We start from the raw sequence: 22032 nt of genomic DNA, 5'->3' as shown, positions 1-22032 counted from the left end.
TTTAAGAAAGCTTGGGGAGTAGGTTTAGCACATGTTCAAAATAAGGAAAGAACCATTAATGCGGTTTCTGAAAATTTTATTTCCAGTCATACTGTTAGCGATAGCTATTTATGAAATTCAGCAATCGCTAAGAGGCGTAGATGTTAATTTACTTCGGAATGAAGTTAGTCAATTACAAATATGGGAACTGTTATTGATTTTTTTCATCGCATTTTGTGCGATTACTCCGATGATTTTTTACGATGTCATTTTAGCTAAACTACTAGGAATAAAAATGAACAAGCGCACTTTGCTGAACAATTCATTTATCGTCAATACATTTTCTAACCTCATTGGCTTTGGTGGTTTAGTAGGCGTTTTTCTACGAAATTATTTTTATTCAAAATATAAAGAGGATCGAGAAGGCTTGTTGAAGAACATTGCCTCCGTTACTCTTTTTTATTTAACAGGAATCTCTTTGTTAGCCTGGCTAATGTATGTATTCTTTTGGGACTTCCCGTTACTAAAAGAAACTCGGTGGCTTTCAATTGCCGTAATTCTTGTCAGCTTATATGTTCCAGCCTTTATTGGGATGCACCTTATTCGCTATAAAAAAGGTAGTTCTTTATCAATAAAAGTATCTCTTCAATTAATAATTACTTCAGTAGCAGAATGGCTTGCAGTTTTTTTCGTTATTTGGCTGCTAACGTTAATCTTGCATATACCTATTGAGTTATCGACCCTTATACCGATATTTTTAATTGCCTCATGTGCTGGCATAATTAGTATGATACCTGGAGGGGTTGGCTCATTCGACCTCGTATTTTTATGGGGGACGCAAAGTGTTGGAATCGGTGAAGAAAAAGTACTTTTTTTATTAATTTTGTACCGTGTTGGCTACTTCGTATTACCATTTTTAGTATCCGTACTATTATTTATTAAAGACTATTGGGAACGCTGGAATCGATCTTGGGATGACTTACCAAATGTTATTTTTCAAAAAATTAGTCATATGTTGTTAACGATTTTAGTATTTATCTCAGGCATTGTGTTATTGCTATCGGCATCGGTGCCTGGCGTTTTAAGTCGGCTAAAAATAGCTCAGGAGTTTTTATCATCACCAATTATGAATATCTCCCATCAATTGACTGTGGCAGCAGCCTTTATCCTTTTAGGATTGTGTAGGGGAATTAAATATAAAGTGAAAAAAGCTTATCAACTTGCAATCATCGTGCTTAGTAGCTCGGCTATATTCTCGATCATTAAAGGCTTTGATTATGAAGAAGCGATCTTTTTACTAATTGTCGCAGTGTTGCTCATGGCATCGAAAAAACAATTTTATCGAGAAAGTTATGTCCTCACATGGGGCGTCATCCTATTTGACCTTGCTGCCGTTCTTTTTATTACTGCAATGTATTTATTAATTGGATATGTCAACTTACCTACTGCAAAAATTCATATTCCAGCAGCGTTACAATATTACATCCTTACCGACTATCGGGATTTATTTTTTAGTGCAATTATTGGTATCCTCATTGCGTGTGTCATTTTTTACTTTGGCTATTTTACGCGCGGAACGAAAAAAATGGAAAAGCTTCTATCAAGAGAGCACGAAGATAAAATTAAAAACCACTTAATGGAATATAAAGGGACTGAGTTTTCTCATTTAATATTTTTACATGACAAATTCATATATTGGAATGAAAAGAATACAGTGTTATTTGCGTATCAAATATTTGCAGATAAAATTGTTGTGTTAGGAGATCCAGTAGGGCAAGAAAGTGATTTTTTATCAGCTATTCAAGAGTTTTTGGAATTGGCAGATAAACATGGATATACACCTGTTTTTTATGAGATAAACAACAATATTTTCCCTTCTTTACATGAGCATGGCTATAGCTTTTTTAAACTTGGTGAGGAAGCATTTGTTGATTTAGATAAATTTACGTTTACTGGTAAAGAAATGAAGAGTAGTAGGGCGGTAAAAAATAAGTTTGAACGAGAGAACTATGCGGTTGCATTATTAAGCCCGCCATATTCACAGGAACTCATGAATGAATTGGAAGAGGTATCAAGTAAATGGCTACAAGGAAGAGCTGAAAAGGGATTTTCTCTTGGCTTTTTCGATGAAAACTATTTGAGTAAGTCAAACATTGCTGTTTTAAGAGGCGCAGAAGGTGTGATAGGCTTTGCTAGCATTATGCCAATGTATGACAATGACGAAAGAATTTCAGTCGATCTCATGCGTTTCAAGCCAGGTGCACCGTCTGGAACGATGGATTTCATTTTTTTATCGCTGTTTGAATGGGCGAAAAAACAAGGTTATCGAGTGTTCAATATGGGGATGTCGCCACTATCAAATGTTGGGCAATCGAGATATTCTTTCTTAAGTGAAAAAATTGCAGCACAAATATTTTTACATGGACATTTCTTCTATCATTTCAAAGGATTAAGAAATTTTAAATTAAAATATGCTGATTTTTGGGAACCTAAGTATGTGGCATATCGCAAAAAATCTTCATTACCATTTACAATGGCACAAGTAACGCTATTAATCGGTCGAAAAAGAAAATAAGTGAATTTTAAATTGCAAGTAAGACATACTATAAATGGTAATGTGCTATAATTTTCCTAATTACAATGGAAGGAATGATGAATATGAAACAGATACGGAATGTGATTGAGAAGTAGCATAGAGAGGATATGCCACTTTTCAAGCAATTAAAAAAAGAAATGAAAATTGAAAAGAGGCTGCTTATGTACACAGATCAAGAATTAAACATTCGTCCTATCATTGAGTCTGATTTAGAGCGCATATGGGAGCTTATTTATAAAGACGAGCAACCAGAATGGAAAAAATGGGATGCTCCCTATTTCCCGCATCAAGCTAAACCATTGCATGATTTTATGTTAATGTCACAGCAATTTATTAATCAAAAAAACTTTTGGGCAATTGAGGTTGATGGCGTTATTTGTGGCGTAATCTCATATTATTGGGAGCATGAGCCTTCTAAGTGGTTAGAAATGGGTATTGTTTTTCATGAGTCTCATAATTGGGGCAAAGGACTTGGCACTAGAGCAATGACACTTTGGATTGATCACTTATTTTCTACGATGCCACTTGTTCGCGTTGGATTTACGACATGGTCAGGAAATAAACGGATGATTCGCGTCGGAGAGAAATTAGGGATGCAATTGGAAGCGAAAATTCGCAAAGTGCGTTTGTATGAGGGTGTCTATTATGATTCCATACGTATGGGCATGTTAAGAGAAGAGTGGGAAGCTAGAAAAGAATGCTTAAAGGAGCTTTCAACAACTAAATAACAAGCTAGTCATTAGGAAATAAGATAGACTTAGTAATTTTGAAAAAAGGTTTTAGCCTGTGTTCGATATTGTATCGGACGCAGGCCTTTTATTTTCTTTGAGAGGATTAAAACAAATTAATGTAAAATTGTGTTTGATTTCCTATTATAGCTTTGTCATAATAAAGAAAATTAAAATAGCGAGGCATGTTATGTTAATTACGGAAAATTGTATCATCCAGTCTATAAAGCCAAACCATGTTGAAGATATTTATTCATTGTATTGTAATGAGGATGTGAGAGCTTTTTTAGGAGGGGTACCGGAAAAAAGCTACATCTATTCTTCCTTTGACAGAATGCTACAAGCACCTTTGCCTAATTCATATTTTTATATTTCATTAAAAAACAAAAATGAGTTTATTGGTTTAGTGTCGATTGATGAATATCATGAAAAAACGACATATGAGCTGAGCTATCAATTTCTACCACAATATTGGGGCAAGGGTTATGCATTTGAAGTATTATTAGCCATCATCCATTATGGATTTTTCAGCCTAAATTTATCAAAAATAGTAGCGGAAACGCAAACCGCAAATGTTGCCTCCTGTCGTGTACTAGAAAAGTTAGGTATGCAAAAAGTAAAGGTTTTAGAAAGGTTTGGTCATGAGCAAGCCGTCTTTCAGTTATTGAAAACGATAGAAAAAGAATAGGGGTAGCCAATGAGAAATTATATACAATACAATGCCAATCAGCATAACGAGGTTATTATTGCGATTCCAGCTCTTGGGGAACGGAAAGAAATGTATGCTGCATTGGCCAAAGCATTGCCAGAAGTGCATATTGTAGCAATTGATTTACCTGGGCATAATGGGCTGCTAGACAATGATTTTTCGTTTAAAACATATACTAAGAACATTAAAGAAACGATGGATGCGTTAAAAATTACAAAAGCTCATTTTGTAGGAAATTCAATAGGCGCCTGGATCATTCAAAATTTTTATACAAACTATCGTAATTCAGTAAAGTCGTTAACATTATTAGACGGTGGCCATTATTTTCATGGACAATATCATCTTGATGATGAAATGGAGATAAAATTGCCTATTATTGAAAGCTACGAAGATTTACAAGAGGCGATAAATGAAGAAATAAAGAGCATGGGCATAGCAACAGCTGAACATCGGCAATATTTGTACGAATATTTTATTGGGAATTTTGTGAAAGAGGAAAATATCTACCGTCACCATAGTAAGGAAGAAGCTATAAATTATTTGGCGAAAGCAGTTGACCAGCACGATTATTGCATAGAAACGGAAACTCCTTTGCCAGTTTTATTACTGTTAGCAGATCATCAACAAGACGAATTGTTACATAGGAAATTAACTAATTTTCACGAAAGACAACCAACGGCAAAAATAATAAAAGTTCCTAATGGATTTCATTTTTTACCACTAACGAATCCACAAGAGGTTGCTGGATGGATTCGTAATACGGTACTTTCGGGGCGTAACCCCCAAATGGACCTTAAAGCCTCTACGTGAAAAGGGAGCTTCTAGATCAGAAATCAAAGGTTACGAAGACGATAAAAAAAGGGCACTCCATTATGGGGTGCCCTTTTAGCATTGCGACTATTAATTAATTTTCTTCCATATCTTTACGGTTTTTCTTTAACATTTTTGATAGCATTTCATACACAATTGGTACGACTACTAATGTTAATAATGTTGAAGATAATAAACCACCGATTACTGTAATTGCAAGGTCTTTCGAAATTAATCCGCTACCACCATTACCAAGTGCCATTGGAATCATCGCGCCAATCGTTGCAATTGCAGTCATTAAAATTGGACGTAGACGCGTTGCACCTGCTTCTAAAATTGCTTCACGCATACCCAGTCCATCTCGTTCCATATGGATAATGCGGTCGACAAGTACGATGGCATTCGTTACAACAATACCTATTAGCATCAATAGACCCATCATAACTGAAACAGAAATCGTTTGATTCGTTACATATAAGCCAACAAATGCACCGATTACCGCAAACGGTAATGAGAAGAGGATAGCAAATGGCGCTAAACCTTCACCAAACGTTACGACAAGAATAAAGTAAACGATGGCAATTGCTGCTAACATAGCAATTCCAAGTTGTGTGAATGTTTCTTGCATATCTGCTGCTACACCGGATACGCCTGTTGTCACACCTTTAGGTAAGTCTAACTTATCGATTTTTTTATCAGCTGCAGAAGTTGCTTTTGAAATATCATCACCAATAATTGTGGCAGATACTGTTGCGAAGTATTCACCTTTTGAGCGTGATAATGAATTAAGCGTTGTGCCTTCTTCAACATCTACTAATTCACCGATTGTCATCGTTGTGCCTAAAGCTGTTTTAATTTCTGTTTTTAAAATATCATCGATTGATAAGGCTGCTTTCTTTGCATCGCGTTGGACAATGACGTTAATATCTTCACCGTCACGTTCAACTGTTGTTAACACTTCTTGTGAAGCCGTAGAATTTAAAGCCATAACGATTTGAGCAGTCGTTAAACCGTATTGTAAAACATTTTTTTGCTCTACTTTTAAAACATGCTCTACATAAGGGTCTTCATAATCAGATTTAACATCCTCTAAGCCCTTAACATCATTTAATGTACCTTCAACGTCTTTTACAGCGCTACGAAGATTATCTAAGTTTTCACTGTATAATGTGTAGCTAACTTCATTTGAAGACATAGACATTGATGTGAAGTTTTGGCTTTTCCATTCACCTGATTGGTCAATGTTAAATACATAGTTTTCCACTTCTTCACGAGCTGCAGGGAAGTCTTCCATTTCAGGATCAAAGATTAGGTACATTAATGCACCACCAGCTCCGCCACCCATCATCATTGTTGCAGGATCTGCGTTTGTAGCATCTGTTATAGAAACTTGTAAAATATCAATATCTTTACGTTTCATTAATTCTTTTTCGACTGTTGCAACATTTGCTTCTGTTTCATCATTTAACTCACCAGTACCAGGTGTATATGTTAAATACATTACCTTTTCCTCTTGAGATCCCATGAAACTAAAGCCGATTAATGGTGTTAGGGCAAGTGAGCCAACAAGCATTAAAATCGCAATCGTAGAAGTGATAATTTTATGATTTAACGCTTTTTCTAATACACCTCTGTACCAAGTAGCTAGTTTACCAACTTCTTGATGTTGGCTTTCCTTTTTCTCTCCATAGATTTTTTTACGGAATAAGAAATGAGATAATGCTGGTACAATTGTAATCGCTACTAATAATGACGCGCCTAAAGCAAATGTCATTGTTAATGCGAATGGCATGAATAATTCACCGACCATACCGCCTACAAACATAAGTGGGGCAAATACCGCAACTGTAACTAATGTAGAAGACAGGATAGGTTTAAACATTTCAATTGTCGCTTCACGAATAAGTGCGCGACCCGTTAATTTTTCTTGTTTCAAATGGATGCGTCGATAAATATTTTCTACTACGACAATGGAGTCATCAATAACGCGCCCAATGGCAACGGTGATTGCACCAAGTGTCATAATATTTAACGTAATATCCATCCAGTTCAATAATAGTAAAGCCATGAAAACAGATACTGGAATAGAAATTATTGAAATAATTGTTGATTTGAAATCGCGTAAGAATAGTAAAATAATTAAAACAGCTATTGCGCCACCGAATACTGCTTTTTCAATCATTGTGAAGACTGAATCTTCAATTGGAGCACCTTGGTCAAGTGAGATATCCACTTTTAAGCCGTCAATTCTTTTTTCTTCATCTTTAATAAGGTCTTTTACAGCATTTACGACAGTTACAGTATTTGCATCTTGACCTTTTACAATTTGAATCGCAATGGCATCTTTACCATTTGTGCGTGAAACAGATTGTACTTTACCTTCAACTTCAATCGTTGCAATATCACCTAAACGAACGAAAGGAGAAGGTTGTGTTGCTGAAGGTGTGACTGGTATTAATAAATCTTTTAATTCATCAACAGATTTAACTTTACCATCTACGGAAACTGCTTGTTCTCCAACAGTAAATTGATATAAACCAAGCGATAATGACATATCACTTGCTTGGATCATTTGCTTGACGGTATCCTCTGTTAAGCCGAGAGCAGCCATTTTTTCTTCGTCATATTTAAACGAAACTTGTTCAATATGTTGACCAGTAATTGTTGCAGAAGCAACACCGTCAATTTTTTCGATTTTAGGAAGTAATAAATCTTCTACTGTTGATGTTAGTTCAACTATATCTTCCTTAGAACTACTTACTGATAATGCGACAACAGGCATCATGTTCATACTTATTGCCATAATTGTAGGTTCTTGTGCACCCTCAGGGAGTTTCACATTATCTAAAGCTGATTCTAACTGGCGTTTTTTCTCATCCATATCGATGCCGTAGTCATATTCAACTTGAACTTGTGCAATGTTGGATGAAGAAGTAGAATAAACTGCCTTAACATCCTCTAAACTTTCGATTGATTTTTCAAATGGAATGGAAAGTTCATTCATGACTTGTTCAGGCGTTGCACCTGGATAAACGCCCATTACAATTAAATATGGAATCGATATATCAGGGATTGATTCCATTTTCATTCTTGTACCTGAATAAATACCTGAGACAGTGATGATAATTGTTAATAACCACACTGCCAATTTGTTCTTCAATACAAAATTAACTAAACCTTTCACCTTCACACCTACCCTTTATTGACTTACTAGATTCAATTATTTATAATAATGACTAATCGGTCATTTGTCAATGAAATGCATTAGGAGAGATTTGAAAATATGTCAAAAAAGCAACTGATTATGGAGAAAGCATTAGAGCTGTTTTCTGAACAAGGCTTTGAAGCAACATCTGTACAGCAAATTACAGAGCGCTGTGGGATTTCTAAAGGGGCATTTTATTTGTCTTTTAAAACAAAAGATGAACTTCTTTTTTCAATGGTTGACTACTACCTACAGCAATTTATAGCTGATATTGACCAAGTAGTCAGAAGCACGAACAAAAAAGATGTCGTGTTGGTAGATTTTTATAAAGGTATTTTTCAAACGTTTAAAAAACATTCAGCTTCTTCACGTGTGTTCTTTAATGAAAAGGTATTTCTTACAAAAAAAGAGCTGTTTTATAAAGTGAGTGCCTATGAAGCGGATATGTCGAAGTTTATCGTCCAAATGCTTGAACAACTTTATCGAGAAGAGCTGCAAGAGACAAAATATGATGTGATGTATTGCGTAAAAGGATTTGTGAAAGGCTATGCCGAGCTGTTTATGTTCTCAAATTTGCCGCTTGATTTAGATCAATTGGCAAAATCATTAGCGGAAAAGACAGATATTATTGCACGTCATACGACAATCCCTTTTATTACCGAGGAACTCGCTCAAATTGTAGCAAGACCTTGTGCAGAGGAAGTTACACAACAATCGCTTTTGCAGTTAATCGAACAAAACATCCAGAACATAGAGCCATCTATTGAACGTGAATCATTGGAGCTGTTAAAAAATCAAGTAGAGCACCAAACATACAGTAAACCGATTATAAAAGGACTAATTGAAAACATCCGCCTACAGCCAGGGTGTCAATGGATCGCATATGTATTAGAGAAATATTTCCAATTTTAAACATTGAAATAGAATTGTTCACAAGTAAGTTATAGTGGACGATTCTATTTTTTTGAAATTGTATTCAAAAGGATGTTTCATTTCGAAAGGGGGAAAGGAATCGTGTTGTTATTACTATATACGTAATTTGTTATAGGAGGTTTCAATATTTTAGAAATTTATTAAATCAAATTTAAACTGAAACGAAAAAAGCTAAGTCACGTAAAAAATATTGCTGGTGAATTTGTGTATTCTAAATTTAAGGAGGTACTACATCTTACAAAATTAAAGTGGGGAGCTTAGTCTTTCAAACTCTATAATTTTATGCAAATAAAATAGAATGTATATACATAAAAAAAGCTACGCAAATAATGCGTAGCTTCTTAATTTAAAAGATTATACTTCCATAATAATCGGTAAAATCATCGGACGACGTTTAGTTTTCTCAAATAAGTAAGGTCCTAAAACATCAGTAATTTCATTTTTAAGCTCAGTCCATTGCGGCGTTTTGCTTTGAATTGTTTCGTTAAGATGACGGTTCAGCATTTTTTGTGCTTCATTAATCATTGTACCTGATTCACGCATATAGACGAAGCCACGTGAAATAATATCAGGACCTGAAACAATTTTTTGGTTTTCCATATCTACGCTCACTACAACTATTACTAAACCTTCTTCAGAAAGTATACGGCGATCGCGTAGTACAATATTGCCAATATCTCCAATACCGTTACCATCAATATAGACATCACCAGAAGGGATGCGACCTGCAACATGTGCTTCATTTGCACTTAATGCCAGGACATCACCATTTTCCATAACGAAAGTATTTTCAAGTGGAACATCACAATCTTCTGCTAAATGCGTATGCATTTTTAACATACGGAATTCACCGTGGATAGGCATAAAGAATTTTGGCTTCATTAGTCGTAGCATTAGCTTTTGTTCTTCTTGCGATCCGTGACCTGATGTATGGATATTATTTAATGCACCGTGAATTACTTCAGCGCCAGCACGGAAAAGTAAATTAATGATTTTATTTACGCTAACCGTATTACCTGGTACAGGTGAAGACGAGAAGATAACAGTGTCGCCAGGCTGGATTTGAATTTGACGGTGTGTACCATTGGCAATACGAGATAGTGCTGCCATTGGTTCACCTTGCGAGCCTGTACATAAAATCATCACTTCGTTGGCAGGTAAACGGTTAATGCTTTGGGCATCAATGAATGTATCTTTTGGTGCGTTGATGTAGCCAAGTTCACGGCCGATTGTAATGGCATTATCCATAGATCGACCAAATACAGCGATTTTTCGTCCGTATTTAATGGCAGCATCTGTTGCTTGCTGTAAGCGGTGAATATTTGATGCGAACGTTGCAAAAATAATACGACTATCAACCTTGCGGAAGATTTCGTCAATACTTTTCCCAACTGTACGTTCAGACATCGTGAAATTTGGTTTTTCAGCATTCGTACTATCAGATAGTAAGCACAGCACGCCGTCACGACCTATTTCAGCCATTTTTGTTAAGTTTGCTGGCTCGCCTACTGGCGTAAAGTCGAATTTAAAGTCACCTGTATGCACGATATTGCCAGGAGGTGTTTTTACGACGATACCATAAGCATCTGGAATACTATGCGTTGTTCTAAAGAAGCTTACAGATGTTTTTCTAAATTTAATAACATCATCTTCTTTAATTTCGATTAGTTTAGTTGTACGTAGTAAACCATGTTCTTCAAGTTTGTTGCGCAATAAGCCAAGTGCAAGCTTACCACCATAAACAGGAACATTCACTTGACGTAGTAAATAAGGGATACCACCAATATGGTCTTCGTGTCCGTGCGTAATAAATAACCCTTTAATTTTATCGACGTTTCGTACTAAATACGTGTAATCAGGAATAACATAGTCAATTCCGAGTAAATCGTCTTCTGGAAATTTTATTCCGGCGTCAATTAAGATGATTTCATCTTGAAATTGAACGCCGTAAGTGTTTTTGCCGATTTCGCCCAGTCCGCCGAGCGCGAAAACAGCTGCTTGGTCATTTTTAACAAACTTCATGTTTGTTAAATTTCCTCCAAGATGAAGTTCGGACTTGCTTGTTCGTAGTCTAAATAGTTACCTTCAAGCAGTTGAATGAACTCAATGTTGTAATGACGGTCTTGTAACTTTTGACGTACTTCACGTTCTGAAGCAGCTTCAAGGTATAGACTTTTAGTGTTTTCGCGAACTGGAATCTCATTTGCTTTTTCTTGATAATAAACTTTGTAAATCATAGTTTGCTCTCCTTTAATTGCGTACATTATTATTGCAGATTTGGCTATTTCCACACACGTACTACAAGAAAAAACCGCGAATTTCTAGTATACTTCAAACTAATAAAGAAATGAGCGTTTGAATTTCTTGTATCTCAATACTTTAATCTTGCACTTTTCATAAAGGCAATGAGACAGTGGTTGCGCATAGACAAATAAATGCATTTCCTTTATATTATCACGCGGCTACTTTAAAATAAAGAAAAGCCCTTCAAATAATGAAGGGCAAATGTTAGGCAATTGATTTTTTTCCGAGTACGCCGCGAAGTTGCTTCAACAATTTTTGCTTTAGTTTCTTCAGCATGGCACATCACTCCTTAGGATCATTATAATTAAAAACGATACCTGTGTAAAGTATTTTGCCTTTGCAACAACAAAAAGAAAGGAATTATAAAATGAATAAAATTTTATTTTTTGATGTAGATGGAACACTTTATAACAGTGAAAAAATATTGCCAGCTTCAGCAAAGGAAGCGTTATTAGAAGCACGTCGTAAAGGCTATGAGATTGCAATTGCCACTGGACGTGCACCTTTTATGATTCACTCATTGTTAAAAGAGCTTGATATTAATACGTATGTGACCTTCAATGGACAATACGTTGTTTATCGTGGCGAGGTTGTCTATACAAATGGCGTTGAAAAAGATGAGTTAGCGAAAATTATTGCCTTTGGTGAAGCGCGAAACGAACCAGTTGTTTTTTTAGACGACAAGCGCATGATTGCGTCAGTTGGAGGGCATAACATGGTATCCGAAAGTCTCGATACTTTAAAATACCCATATCCAGAACTAGACTCATCTTATTATATGCAGAACGATGTTTATCAAACACTGATCTTTATGGAAGAGAAAGATGAACATTTGTATTACGAAGCTTTTCCAAATGTTCAGTTTGTGCGTTGGCATCAATATTCTTGTGATATTTTGCCTAAAGGAGGCTCGAAGGCTGCAGGAATCGAAAAAGTGCTCACAAAAATGGGTCTAACATTAGATGATGCAATTGCTTTTGGTGATGGTATTAATGATATTGAAATGTTAGAGGCTGTTGGTACGAGCATAGCGATGGGGAATGGCCATGAAAGAGTAAAGGCAGTTGCCTCACATATTACAGATCATGTAGATGCGGACGGTCTTGCAAAAGCAATGCGTTATCTGAGAATTATATAAGTGCCAGGCACCCAAACAATTCTGAATTTTACCCGTAAAATATATTTAAAAATCCAATAAGACTCCTGCGGGAACGCACGTAACGTAAGTCGCAACAACCTTTGTGTTAGCGAGGGTTGCGGCTTACGTCGTGCCTGTTAGAGTGTCAGGCACTCAAACAATTCTGAATTTTACCCAACTTCAACAATCTCCAGCTTAATTCCTGCCTCATTATACTGCTTTAGCATATCTTTAGAGAGCTTGTTATCGGTAATAATCTTGTCGACCTGATTTAACGGGCACACTTGAATCGCTACATCTTTATTAAATTTAGAAGAATCCGTTGCAACATAAACCGTTTGTGATATATTAATGAGCTGTTTCCTCGTCATCGCCTCTTCTAGACTGAAATCGGATATTCCTTTTTCAAGCGTTACGCCACTTGCGCATATAAACGCCTTATTAATATTTAGATGCTCGAATCGGAAAAGGAAATCATTAGAAGTGACCGACTTTTCTGAATGACGTATCTTTCCGCCGATAATCATTACTTCAATATTAGAGCCGATTAAATCAAATGCCACAGGTAGAGAATTCGTAACAACTGTTAGTTTTTCCTTTCCTAAAAGGAATGGCGTCATCTGATAGGTTGTTGTACCACTATCAATAAATATGCAGTCACCATCATCTACTAAAGATGCGCAAGCTTTTGCGATAGCGATTTTTTCTGTTAGTTGTTGCGTCAATCGATTGTCCATTAGCCCTTCGACAGGTTCAATATATTTTACGCCCCCATAAAACTTCTCGATTTTCTTCTCTTGTACAAGTAATTGAATATCTCTTCGGATAGTTTCCATTGATACATTAAATTCTTTTGTCAAGGTAACTAATTTCACTACCTTGTTATTGCGCACGTATTGCAAAATATGTTGCTGCCTTTCTAATGTATACATTTAATCACCTCTATTTGTTATTTACTCAAAGTAGTAATGACTTTGTCAACAGTTGGTCAGAATTTACTCAACATTTACACAAACATGTTATTTCCCTTTACAAATTGCCACTATACTGTGAGTAACAACTCAAAAGGAGTGAGCGATTTGTTGGAACTAAGAAATATTTCAAAAAGCTATAAAAATAAAAAAGTTTTAAAAGATATAAATTTAACAATTGGCTCTGGCGAAATAGTTTCTTTATTGGGGCCGAGTGGTTGTGGCAAAACAACATTACTCAACATTGTTCTAGGTCTTACAGAGCAAACGAATGGGCAACTTTTTTACAATGGACAAGATATATCGAAACAATCCATGCAGGAACGGGGATTTAATATCGTTTTCCAAGATTTCGCGTTATTCCCACATTTAAATGCTTACGACAATATCGTATATGGCTTAAAAAATAAAAAACAGCAAATGACAAAAAATGAGATACAAGAGTATGTTGATTTTTTAGAACTAGCCCCACATTTACATAAGAAGATTCACGAATTATCAGGTGGGCAGAAACAACGTGTATCAATTGCTAGAACACTCGTGATGCAACCGAAAATATTATTACTAGATGAACCATTAAGTGCGCTTGACGGGGTAATCAAGGAATCGATTAAAGAGCGCATTAAGTCGATTGCACGGCAATTTAATCTAACGACAATTATCGTGACCCATGATCCTGAAGAGGCGCTTACGTTATCAGATAAAGTACTAATTATTAATGAGGGCACTGTTTCACAATATGGTACACCTCATGAAATATTAAAAACACCAAAAAATCAATTTATCGAAGACTTTATCTTAAGGCAACTTCACATTAAACGTCATAACATTTACCAACTGTTTGGAGAATCCTATGCTTAAAACTAATAAAATGGTGAAAATTTTGTTTATCCCTGTTGCCTTCTTTTTTCTCTTCTTTTTAATTGTGCCTTTGCTTTATATGTTTTGGCAGTCCTTGAAAAAAGGCAATAGCATAACGTTACAAAACTATGTAGAAGCATTACAGAGTGTTGAAATTCGTGAAGCGTTTCTCAATAGTTTTCAAGTGTCATTTGTAGCTGCTATTATCACGACTTGTTTAGCGTTTGCATTGGCTTATGCATTACATTTTACGATGATGAATCGGCATGTAAAAAAACTTGTGCATGTAGGAATAACATTGCCGATGTTGTTGCCGACAATCACCTATGGTTTTGTACTGATTTATACATTTGGCAATCAAGGCATTATTACAAAATTAGTAGGTCAGCCTATAGTGACTATTTATGGATTTAATGGATTGTTAATTGGATATGTACTTTACACATTACCTGTTGCCTTTATTTTAATGCAAAATTCGATGCAATACATTGATAAACGGTTTTTGCTCGTTTCCATGCTGATGCATGATAGACCGTCACGTCGATTTTACCATACCGTACTTCGTCCAATGCTAGGAACAATTGGTGGAGCTTTTATATTAACGTTTATTTTAAGCTTTACCGACTTTGGAATACCAGCGTCGGTAGGTGGAAGTTATAAAGTGATCGCTACAGAGCTTTATCAAGCAATGCTTGGCTCTATCGTGCGATTTGAGCAAGGATCGGTAATTTCTGTATTGATGCTTGTGCCTGCTGTACTTGGGATCGTGATACTAAGTTTGCTAGATCGATTTAATTTTCAATACAAGCATGCTAGTCAAAGTGAGCTAGTAGTACATCGTCTGCGCGATAGTACATTTACAGTGCTTTCATTACTATGTGTGAGTTCGATTTTTATCATCTTCTCGACAATGTTCATCGTGCCATTTACAAAAGGGTATCCATATGACTTTAGCTTCACATTGGAACATATACGAAATGTTTTAGCAGAAAAAAACTTAACTAGAGTTTATTTGAATTCACTCATCGTTGCTTTCTTTACAGCCGTTTTAGGTGTTTGTATAGCATTTGTCTCAGCGCTTCTAAACGTCAGAACGCCACTGAAAGGCAGGAAAACGATAGATATTATGTCAATGGTTACGAACACCGTGCCTGGGATGGTTCTTGGTCTTTCTTATTTATTTTTCTTTAATGGAAGTTCGTTAAAGGGGACCTTCTTCATTATTATTGCCTATACTGTCGTTCATTTTTTTACAACACCGTATTTGATGGCGAAAAACTCTTTGCAAAAAATGGACCCTACATGGGAAGTAACGGGGGAATTGCTAAAAGACTCCTGGATTCAAACAGTGGTACGCGTTATTTTACCAAATATCCGTCCTACTATTTTTCAAATGTTTAGCTACTATTTTTTAAATGCCATGGTGACTGTTAGTGGGGTAATTTTCCTTGTCAGTACGAAAACAATGCTTGTCTCCACGCGCATAAAAGAACTTCAGCATTTTGCGAAGTATACAGATATTTTTGTTCTCTCCATTTTTATTTTATGCACAAACCTCATTGTGAAATTAGGTTGTGATTATATAACAACAACTAAAGAAAAGGTTAAGGAGATGGAATGATGAAAAAGTCAACAATCATGATGTTAGGTACTGTTAGTTCTGCAATTGTATTAGCTGCATGTGGTAGTGCAGAGGCTGATGCAAACAAACAAGTAATCATTTATTCGAATGCAGATGATGAAGCAATTGAGGTAATGCAAGCGACATTAGATAAGGAAGGCTATGAAGGCAAGTATATCATCCAATCTTTTGGGACATCTGAATTAGGTGGAAAAATGATGGCAGAAGGTACTGATATTGAAGCGGATGTTGTAACGATGGCTTCGTATTTTATAGAAAGTGCTCAAACATCTAAATCCATGTTTGTTGACCTACCCTCTGACTTAAAGCCAAAGGATGGTGGATCAACCTATGCACTTCCGATTTTAGGGAATGTAGGATCAATTTTTATTAATACAGATTTATTGGCACAAAAAGGACTACCTGTCCCGAAAACAATAAAGGATTTAACGAACCCTGAATTTAAAGATTTAGTTTCATTTCCTAATATTCTAGACTCATCTACAGGTTGGTTATTAGTACAAGCGATTATGAATGAATACGGAGAAAAAGAAGGGAAACAAGTATTAGCGGATTTAATTAAAAACGCAGGTCCTCATATTGAAAGCTCTGGCTCTGGTCCTATTAAGAAGGTAAAAACAGGTGAAGTGGCAGCTGGGTTTGGGTTACGGATTCAAGCAATTGATGCAAAAAATGAAGGCTTACCAATTGATTATATTGACCCTACTGAAGGCAACTTTACGTTAACAGAATCTGTTGCTGTTGTAGATAAAGAGGGCGATGAAGCGTTGGCAATTGAAATGGCAAAGGTAATAGCGACAGAGGCACGAGCAGATTTGTTGAAACAATACCCGGTAGCGCTTTACGAAGGTGAGCAAGTAGATGATGAATATGTACCACAGTATTTGAAAAAGTGGGATACAACTTTAACTGTCGATTTATTAGAAAAACATCAAGCATTCTTTAAAGAAGCACAACAATAAAGGGGCATAACGACATGAATAACTACAAATTATTAACACCAGGTCCATTAACAACAACAGATGCAGTAAAAAAGGAGATGCTAATGGATCGCTGTACATGGGATGACGACTATAAGCAAGTTACACAAACAATACGTAAAAAGTTAGTAGAACTAGCGCAAGTAGATGAAACAAATTATTCAGCAGTACTAATGCAAGGAAGTGGTAGCTTCGTTGTTGAGTCTGTACTAACAACTACTATCGGTGATGCAGATAAAGTTCTTATTTTAACAAATGGTGCTTATGGGGAACGGATAGTCGAAATGGCGAAAGTACTTCAGTTACAGCATATCGTTTATAGTGTCCCGTATAATGAACAACCATCACCGTTAGAGGTGCGAAATATACTAGAAAATGATGCTGCTATTACACATGTCGCTGTTGTACATTGTGAGACGACAACAGGGATATTAAATCCCATTGATGAAATAGGAGAAGTCGTTCATTCGTTCAATAAAACATTTATTGTAGATGCGATGAGTAGCTTTGGTGGTGTGCCGATGGATTTGTCAAACGGTCAAATTGACTTTTTAATTAGTAGTGCTAACAAATGTATTCAAGGCGTTCCTGGTTTTGGTTTTGTCATCGCGAAAATTGAAGCGTTAGAAAAATGTAAAGGAACGGCCAAAAGCGTTGCATTGGATTTATACAATCAATGGGAAGTGATGAAAGTAGATGGGAAATGGCGTTTTACATCACCGACACATGTTGTAGCAGCTTTTGCCAAGGCACTTGAGGAACTAGCTGAAGAAGGTGGAATTGAGGCGCGCTACAAACGCTATGCTAAAAACAATCTAATGCTGCGTGAAAGATTGTCGCAATGTGGATTTAAGGCTTATATTTCTGAGGAAGTTCAATCACCTATTATTACAACGTTTTTATATCCATATGAAGCATTTTCTTTCGATCATTTCTATCATGAGATGAAAAAAGCTGGCTTTGTTATTTATCCAGGGAAATTAACTGAATTCGATACATTCCGAATTGGGAATATAGGGGATGTTCACGAGGAAGATATTAATACATTATGCAATGTTATTGAAAACTATATGGCGGTGAAAAATAATGAAAATTGAAGCGGTAATTTTAGATTGGGCAGGTACGGCGGTTGACTTCGGATGTTTTGCTCCAGTAAATGTATTTCTTACAATTTTTGAAGATGCAGGTGTAACGGTGACGCTGGAAGAAGCGCGTAAACCTATGGGAATGTTAAAAATTGATCATATTCGAACAATGCTTGAAATGACTAGAATAAGTGAGGCTTGGGAACAAGTGTATGGACGAGCATATACAGAACAAGATGTACAAGCGTTATATTCACAGTTTGAAACGAAGTTAATGGAATCACTAGCTATGTACACCGATCCAATCCCACATGTAATAGAAACGGTTAATCATTTAAAACAGGCAGGCATAAGTATCGGCTCTACAACAGGCTATACGAAATCAATGATGGAAGTAGTGACGCATCACGCTGCGGAAAAAGGATATAAGCCTGATTATTTAGTGACACCAACTGATGTAGGAGATAAAGGGCGTCCGTATCCTTATATGATTTTTAGAAATATCGAGGAACTTGGCATTCAAGCAACGAAAAAAGTAGTAAAAGTAGGGGATACTACTTCGGATATGCAAGAGGCATTAAATGCAGGGGTTTGGGCTGTAGGTGTCATCATCGGTAGTTCAGAAATGGGTTTAACAGAACAGGAGTTTATGCGTTTATCTGCTGAAGAGCGAGCGGATGCTATCGAAAGAACAAAAGCTGTTTTTGAACAAGCAGGTGCGCATTATACCATTCAAACAATGCAAGAACTGCCTGCACTAATTGAAACAATTAATGCACGATTAGTTTAAAATAAAGCTCTTAAAGCGAAAAAGTGTTAGATTGACTGTCATCAATCTAACACTTTTTGCAATAAATAAAACTTTGCAGAGAGCAATAGTTGATGGTAGCGGAGGCGGCGACTCCTGCGGGAACAGCACACAATGTAAGACGCAACAATCCCGCGCGTTAGCGAGGGTTGCGGCTTACGGTGTGCCCGCGGAAAGCGTCCGCCGTAGCGGACATCAACCAATAGCCACTAGCTTGTCTTAGTCGCGTTCGTACGGTACAGCGTTTGGAATTTCAGCAAACGGATTTTTTTCATTGATACGATCATAAAACATGACGCCATTTAAATGGTCTAATTCGTGCTGGAATGCAATAGCTGGTAAGCCTGATAGGCGCATTTTTTTCTCTTCACCGTCGATTGTTTTAAATTTCACTGTAATGCGTGCATGACGAGGCACGTAACCAGGTACATTACGATCAACAGATAAGCAGCCTTCGCCCGTTGGCAGGTAGGTATTTTCAACAGAGTGGCTAACAATTTTAGGATTGATAGCAACAAAGCTAAGTTGTTCGCCGTTTTCGTCTTTCAAATGAAGAGCGAACATTCGATGTAGGCTGTTTACTTGATTAGCAGCTAAACCGATGCCACTACGCAAATCATACTTATCAGCTATTTCAGGATCTTGGCTGTTAATTAAAAATTGAAGCATATCTGTAGCAAGCTGTTTTATTTCATCAGTTAAAGGGAATAGAACTTCCTCTGTTTTTGTGCGGAGAGTCGGATGGCCTTCGCGAATAATATCATCCATTAAAATCATGAGTAAATCTTCCTTTCAATCTTTGTATTACCTTACTTATAAGTATACATCACCTATCAAAACATGCACATGAAAAAAGACTTTATTTGAATAAGCTTAAAAATATTTTATGTTGCTATTAGATTATAGAGAACTGGGGTATTCTACTATTGGTAATTATGTATTGAAACGTAATGTTTGTGCGCTTGATGAATGTTGTTGTAATACAGATTTTTGAGGTTAGTAACACAGTATAGGACAGTCTGTAATAATCGTTTTTGTAGAAAAATTCTTTGGTATTAGGCGTAATATATGATTGACCGACAGTATTTTATTCAGTATACTGAGTGCTAAGAATAAGTTGTACTAGTTTAAAAGTGATTTATTTTAATACAGTTGAAAGGGAGATGTGACAAATGAGCAAGAAAAACAATAATATTTTTGATCCAAAACAAACGCTAACTGAAATCGAAGAAAAGTTTGAAATGTTTCAAATTTTGAACGAAGAAGGCGAAATTATAAATGAAGAGGCAGATCCGAAATTATCAGATGAAGAGTTAGTTGAGTTAATGACGCGTATGGTATATACACGTATTTTAGATCAACGTTCCATTTCTCTTAACCGTCAAGGTCGCTTAGGCTTCTATGCACCAACAGCAGGTCAGGAAGCATCACAACTTGCTTCTCATTTTGCATTAGAAAAAGAAGATTGGATTTTACCGGGTTACCGTGATGTACCACAAATAGTGTGGCATGGTTTACCGTTAGATAAAGCATTTTTATTCTCACGTGGTCACTTCTTAGGGAATCAAGTTCCTGAAGGCGTAAACGTACTAGCTCCACAAATCATTATTGGTGCTCAATATATCCAAGCTGCTGGGGTGGCACTTGGTATTAAAAAACGAGGTAAAAAAGCAGTAGCAATTACTTATACAGGTGATGGTGGTTCATCACAAGGCGATTTCTACGAAGGTTTAAACTTTGCTGGTGCATTTAAAGCGCCTGCAATTTTCATCGTACAAAATAACCAATTCGCGATTTCAACACCACGTGAATTACAAACAGCTGCAAAAACAATTGCACAAAAAGGTATTGCAGCAGGTATTCCAAGTGTTTTAGTTGATGGTATGGATGCGCTTGCAGTTTATGTTGCAACTCGTGATGCACGTGAACGCGCAATTAATGGTGAAGGTCCAACTTTCATTGAAACAATGTGTTACCGTTATGGCCCACATACTATGGCTGGGGATGATCCAACACGTTACCGTACATCAGATACAGATAACGAATGGGCTCAAAAAGATCCTCTAGTTCGTTTCCGTAAATACTTAGAGGGTAAAGGTTTATGGGATGAGAAAAAAGAAGAGGCTGTTATCGAGCGCGCGAAAGAAGAAATTAAAGACGCAATCAAAAAAGCTGATGCTGCACCTAAACAAAAAGTTACAGAGTTAATGGAAAATATGTATAAAGGCGAAATGCCATCTAATTTAAAAGAACAGTATGAAATCTACAAAGAGAAGGAGTCGAAATAACCTATGGCACAAATGACGATGATTCAAGCAATTACAGATGCTCTTCGCACAGAATTAAAGAATGATGAAAATGTTCTTTTATTCGGAGAAGATATAGGCGTCAACGGTGGGGTTTTCCGAGCAACTGAAGGCCTACAAAAAGAATTTGGTGTTGACCGTGTATTTGATACACCATTAGCAGAGTCAGGTATCGGTGGGTTAGCGATCGGTCTTTCTCTTCAAGGTTTCCGTCCAGTTCCAGAAATTCAATTTTTCGGTTTCGTATATGAAGTAATGGATTCTATCAGTGGGCAATTAGCACGTTTAAGCTACCGTAGCGGTGGTGTGTATAATGCACCTGTAACAATTCGTTCTCCATTCGGCGGCGGTGTGCATACACCAGAAATGCACTCTGACAGCTTAGAGAGTTTAATGACAGCTCAACCAGGTTTAACAGTAGTTGTACCATCAACACCTTACGATGCTAAAGGTTTACTTATTTCTTCTATTCGAAATGATAATCCAGTTATTTTCTTAGAGCATTTAAAATTATATCGCTCATTCCGTGAAGAAGTACCTGAGGAAGCATACGAAATTCCACTAGGTAAGGCTGATGTAAAACGTGAAGGTAAAGATTTAACAATTGTTGCATATGGCTTAATGGTACACGAAAGCTTAAAGGCTGCAGAAGAACTAGAAAAAGAAGGACATTCTGTAGAAGTTATTGATTTACGTACAATTCAACCAATTGATATTGAAACAATCATTGCGTCAGTTGAGAAAACAGGCCGAGCAATCGTTGTTCAAGAGGCACAAAAACAAGCAGGTATTGCTGCGAATGTTGTCGCTGAAATTACAGAACGTGCAATTTTGAGCTTAGAAGCTCCTGTTCTTCGTGTAGCAGCACCGGATACAGTGTACCCATTCCCACAAGCTGAAGGTGTTTGGTTACCGAATTTTAAAGATGTAATGGAAACAGCGAAAAAAGTTTTAACATTCTAATGTAACTTGCATAT

18 protein-coding genes are annotated in these 22032 nt (G+C 36.5%); 13 read left to right on the top strand and 5 right to left on the bottom strand.

Annotated elements, in window-relative coordinates:
- Window positions 1–31: 31 nt before the first annotated feature.
- From mprF to NSQ74_RS21875, 4 genes are all read left to right on the top strand, one after another.
- Window positions 32–2554, top strand: a complete 2523-nt coding sequence (gene mprF, locus NSQ74_RS21890) for a bifunctional lysylphosphatidylglycerol flippase/synthetase MprF (RefSeq protein WP_340826097.1) — start codon at window positions 32–34, stop codon at window positions 2552–2554.
- Window positions 2555–2736: 182 nt separating this feature from the next.
- Window positions 2737–3303, top strand: a complete 567-nt coding sequence (locus NSQ74_RS21885; protein WP_340826095.1) for a GNAT family N-acetyltransferase — start codon at window positions 2737–2739, stop codon at window positions 3301–3303.
- 58 nt (window positions 3304–3361) lie between these two features.
- Window positions 3362–3991 (top strand): GNAT family N-acetyltransferase, encoded by a 630-nt coding sequence (locus NSQ74_RS21880; RefSeq protein ID WP_340826093.1) that lies wholly within the window; start codon window positions 3362–3364, stop codon window positions 3989–3991.
- 9 nt (window positions 3992–4000) lie between these two features.
- Window positions 4001–4822 (top strand): alpha/beta fold hydrolase, encoded by an 822-nt coding sequence (locus NSQ74_RS21875; protein WP_340826092.1) that lies wholly within the window; start codon window positions 4001–4003, stop codon window positions 4820–4822.
- A gap of 94 nt (window positions 4823–4916) precedes the next feature.
- Here the strand turns inward: NSQ74_RS21875 and NSQ74_RS21870 are convergent, their stop codons facing one another.
- Complete coding sequence (locus NSQ74_RS21870) at window positions 4917–8006, bottom strand: efflux RND transporter permease subunit (RefSeq protein ID WP_340826090.1); 3090 nt, start codon at window positions 8004–8006, stop codon at window positions 4917–4919.
- Window positions 8007–8105: 99 nt separating this feature from the next.
- Between NSQ74_RS21870 and NSQ74_RS21865 the strand changes: the two genes are divergently transcribed.
- Window positions 8106–8939, top strand: a complete 834-nt coding sequence (locus tag NSQ74_RS21865; RefSeq protein WP_340826087.1) for a TetR/AcrR family transcriptional regulator — start codon at window positions 8106–8108, stop codon at window positions 8937–8939.
- A 375-nt stretch (window positions 8940–9314) separates the two neighbouring features.
- Here NSQ74_RS21865 and rnjA read toward each other — a convergent pair whose 3' ends face one another.
- Window positions 9315–10982: a ribonuclease J1 gene (rnjA, locus tag NSQ74_RS21860; RefSeq protein WP_340826085.1), complete on the bottom strand. Its 1668-nt coding sequence runs from the start codon at window positions 10980–10982 to the stop codon at window positions 9315–9317.
- 5 nt (window positions 10983–10987) lie between these two features.
- Window positions 10988–11197, bottom strand: coding sequence for a DNA-dependent RNA polymerase subunit epsilon (locus tag NSQ74_RS21855; protein ID WP_340826084.1), 210 nt, complete (start codon window positions 11195–11197; stop codon window positions 10988–10990).
- A 434-nt stretch (window positions 11198–11631) separates the two neighbouring features.
- Between NSQ74_RS21855 and NSQ74_RS21850 the strand changes: the two genes are divergently transcribed.
- Complete coding sequence (locus tag NSQ74_RS21850) at window positions 11632–12402, top strand: Cof-type HAD-IIB family hydrolase (RefSeq protein ID WP_340826082.1); 771 nt, start codon at window positions 11632–11634, stop codon at window positions 12400–12402.
- 170 nt (window positions 12403–12572) lie between these two features.
- Here the strand turns inward: NSQ74_RS21850 and NSQ74_RS21845 are convergent, their stop codons facing one another.
- Window positions 12573–13334: a DeoR/GlpR family DNA-binding transcription regulator gene (locus NSQ74_RS21845; RefSeq protein WP_340826081.1), complete on the bottom strand. Its 762-nt coding sequence runs from the start codon at window positions 13332–13334 to the stop codon at window positions 12573–12575.
- A 147-nt stretch (window positions 13335–13481) separates the two neighbouring features.
- Here NSQ74_RS21845 and NSQ74_RS21840 point away from each other — a divergent pair, with 147 nt between their 5' ends.
- Genes NSQ74_RS21840 through phnX form a run of 5 tightly spaced genes read left to right on the top strand, consistent with a single transcriptional unit; the run spans window position 13482 to window position 18731 of the window.
- The gene (locus NSQ74_RS21840; protein ID WP_340826080.1) at window positions 13482–14234 is read left to right on the top strand and encodes an ABC transporter ATP-binding protein; all 753 of its coding nucleotides are present in this window, start codon (window positions 13482–13484) and stop codon (window positions 14232–14234) included.
- A complete protein-coding gene (locus NSQ74_RS21835; RefSeq protein WP_340826078.1) occupies window positions 14227–15855 on the top strand; it encodes an ABC transporter permease subunit in 1629 nt (542 codons plus the stop codon). The genes NSQ74_RS21840 and NSQ74_RS21835 overlap by 8 nt, the downstream gene beginning before the upstream one ends.
- Complete coding sequence (locus NSQ74_RS21830) at window positions 15855–16838, top strand: extracellular solute-binding protein (RefSeq protein WP_340826077.1); 984 nt, start codon at window positions 15855–15857, stop codon at window positions 16836–16838. The genes NSQ74_RS21835 and NSQ74_RS21830 overlap by 1 nt, the downstream gene beginning before the upstream one ends.
- A 14-nt stretch (window positions 16839–16852) precedes the next feature.
- The gene (phnW, locus tag NSQ74_RS21825) at window positions 16853–17953 is read left to right on the top strand and encodes a 2-aminoethylphosphonate--pyruvate transaminase (protein WP_340826075.1); all 1101 of its coding nucleotides are present in this window, start codon (window positions 16853–16855) and stop codon (window positions 17951–17953) included.
- Window positions 17943–18731: a phosphonoacetaldehyde hydrolase gene (gene phnX, locus NSQ74_RS21820; RefSeq protein ID WP_340826074.1), complete on the top strand. Its 789-nt coding sequence runs from the start codon at window positions 17943–17945 to the stop codon at window positions 18729–18731. The genes phnW and phnX overlap by 11 nt, the downstream gene beginning before the upstream one ends.
- Before the next feature lie 237 nt (window positions 18732–18968).
- On the opposite strand, the gene def is transcribed toward phnX, so the two are convergent.
- Window positions 18969–19526 carry a peptide deformylase gene (gene def / locus NSQ74_RS21815; protein WP_340826072.1) on the bottom strand — a complete coding sequence of 186 codons (558 nt, stop codon included), beginning with the start codon at window positions 19524–19526 and terminating at the stop codon, window positions 18969–18971.
- Window positions 19527–19921: 395 nt separating this feature from the next.
- Here def and pdhA point away from each other — a divergent pair, with 395 nt between their 5' ends.
- Together pdhA and NSQ74_RS21805 are read left to right on the top strand one after the other, a co-directional pair.
- Window positions 19922–21037 (top strand): pyruvate dehydrogenase (acetyl-transferring) E1 component subunit alpha, encoded by a 1116-nt coding sequence (pdhA, locus tag NSQ74_RS21810; RefSeq protein WP_340826071.1) that lies wholly within the window; start codon window positions 19922–19924, stop codon window positions 21035–21037.
- 3 nt (window positions 21038–21040) lie between these two features.
- Entirely contained in the window at window positions 21041–22018 is a 978-nt protein-coding gene (locus NSQ74_RS21805) for an alpha-ketoacid dehydrogenase subunit beta (protein ID WP_173477915.1), read from the top strand.
- Window positions 22019–22032: the final 14 nt, after the last annotated feature.

Source organism: Lysinibacillus sp. FSL W8-0992 (assembly GCF_038008685.1).
Lineage (GTDB): Bacteria > Bacillota > Bacilli > Bacillales_A > Planococcaceae > Lysinibacillus.
This window is presented reverse-complemented; position numbering and strand designations above follow the sequence as displayed.

Excerpts from the sequence above, each read along its gene's own strand:
- mprF (WP_340826097.1), top strand. The coding sequence starts at position 32 with ATGTTCAAAATAAGGAAAGAACCATTAATGCGGTTTCTGAAAATTTTA.
- NSQ74_RS21885 (WP_340826095.1), top strand. The coding sequence starts at position 2,737 with ATGTACACAGATCAAGAATTAAACATTCGTCCTATCATTGAGTCTGAT.
- NSQ74_RS21875 (WP_340826092.1), top strand. The coding sequence starts at position 4,001 with ATGAGAAATTATATACAATACAATGCCAATCAGCATAACGAGGTTATT.
- NSQ74_RS21865 (WP_340826087.1), top strand. The coding sequence starts at position 8,106 with ATGTCAAAAAAGCAACTGATTATGGAGAAAGCATTAGAGCTGTTTTCT.
- rnjA (WP_340826085.1), bottom strand. The coding sequence starts at position 10,982 with ATGAAGTTTGTTAAAAATGACCAAGCAGCTGTTTTCGCGCTCGGCGGA.
- NSQ74_RS21855 (WP_340826084.1), bottom strand. The coding sequence starts at position 11,197 with ATGATTTACAAAGTTTATTATCAAGAAAAAGCAAATGAGATTCCAGTT.
- NSQ74_RS21850 (WP_340826082.1), top strand. The coding sequence starts at position 11,632 with ATGAATAAAATTTTATTTTTTGATGTAGATGGAACACTTTATAACAGT.
- NSQ74_RS21845 (WP_340826081.1), bottom strand. The coding sequence starts at position 13,334 with ATGTATACATTAGAAAGGCAGCAACATATTTTGCAATACGTGCGCAAT.
- NSQ74_RS21835 (WP_340826078.1), top strand. The coding sequence starts at position 14,227 with ATGCTTAAAACTAATAAAATGGTGAAAATTTTGTTTATCCCTGTTGCC.
- NSQ74_RS21830 (WP_340826077.1), top strand. The coding sequence starts at position 15,855 with ATGAAAAAGTCAACAATCATGATGTTAGGTACTGTTAGTTCTGCAATT.
- phnW (WP_340826075.1), top strand. The coding sequence starts at position 16,853 with ATGAATAACTACAAATTATTAACACCAGGTCCATTAACAACAACAGAT.
- phnX (WP_340826074.1), top strand. The coding sequence starts at position 17,943 with ATGAAAATTGAAGCGGTAATTTTAGATTGGGCAGGTACGGCGGTTGAC.
- def (WP_340826072.1), bottom strand. The coding sequence starts at position 19,526 with ATGATTTTAATGGATGATATTATTCGCGAAGGCCATCCGACTCTCCGC.
- pdhA (WP_340826071.1), top strand. The coding sequence starts at position 19,922 with ATGAGCAAGAAAAACAATAATATTTTTGATCCAAAACAAACGCTAACT.
- NSQ74_RS21805 (WP_173477915.1), top strand. The coding sequence starts at position 21,041 with ATGGCACAAATGACGATGATTCAAGCAATTACAGATGCTCTTCGCACA.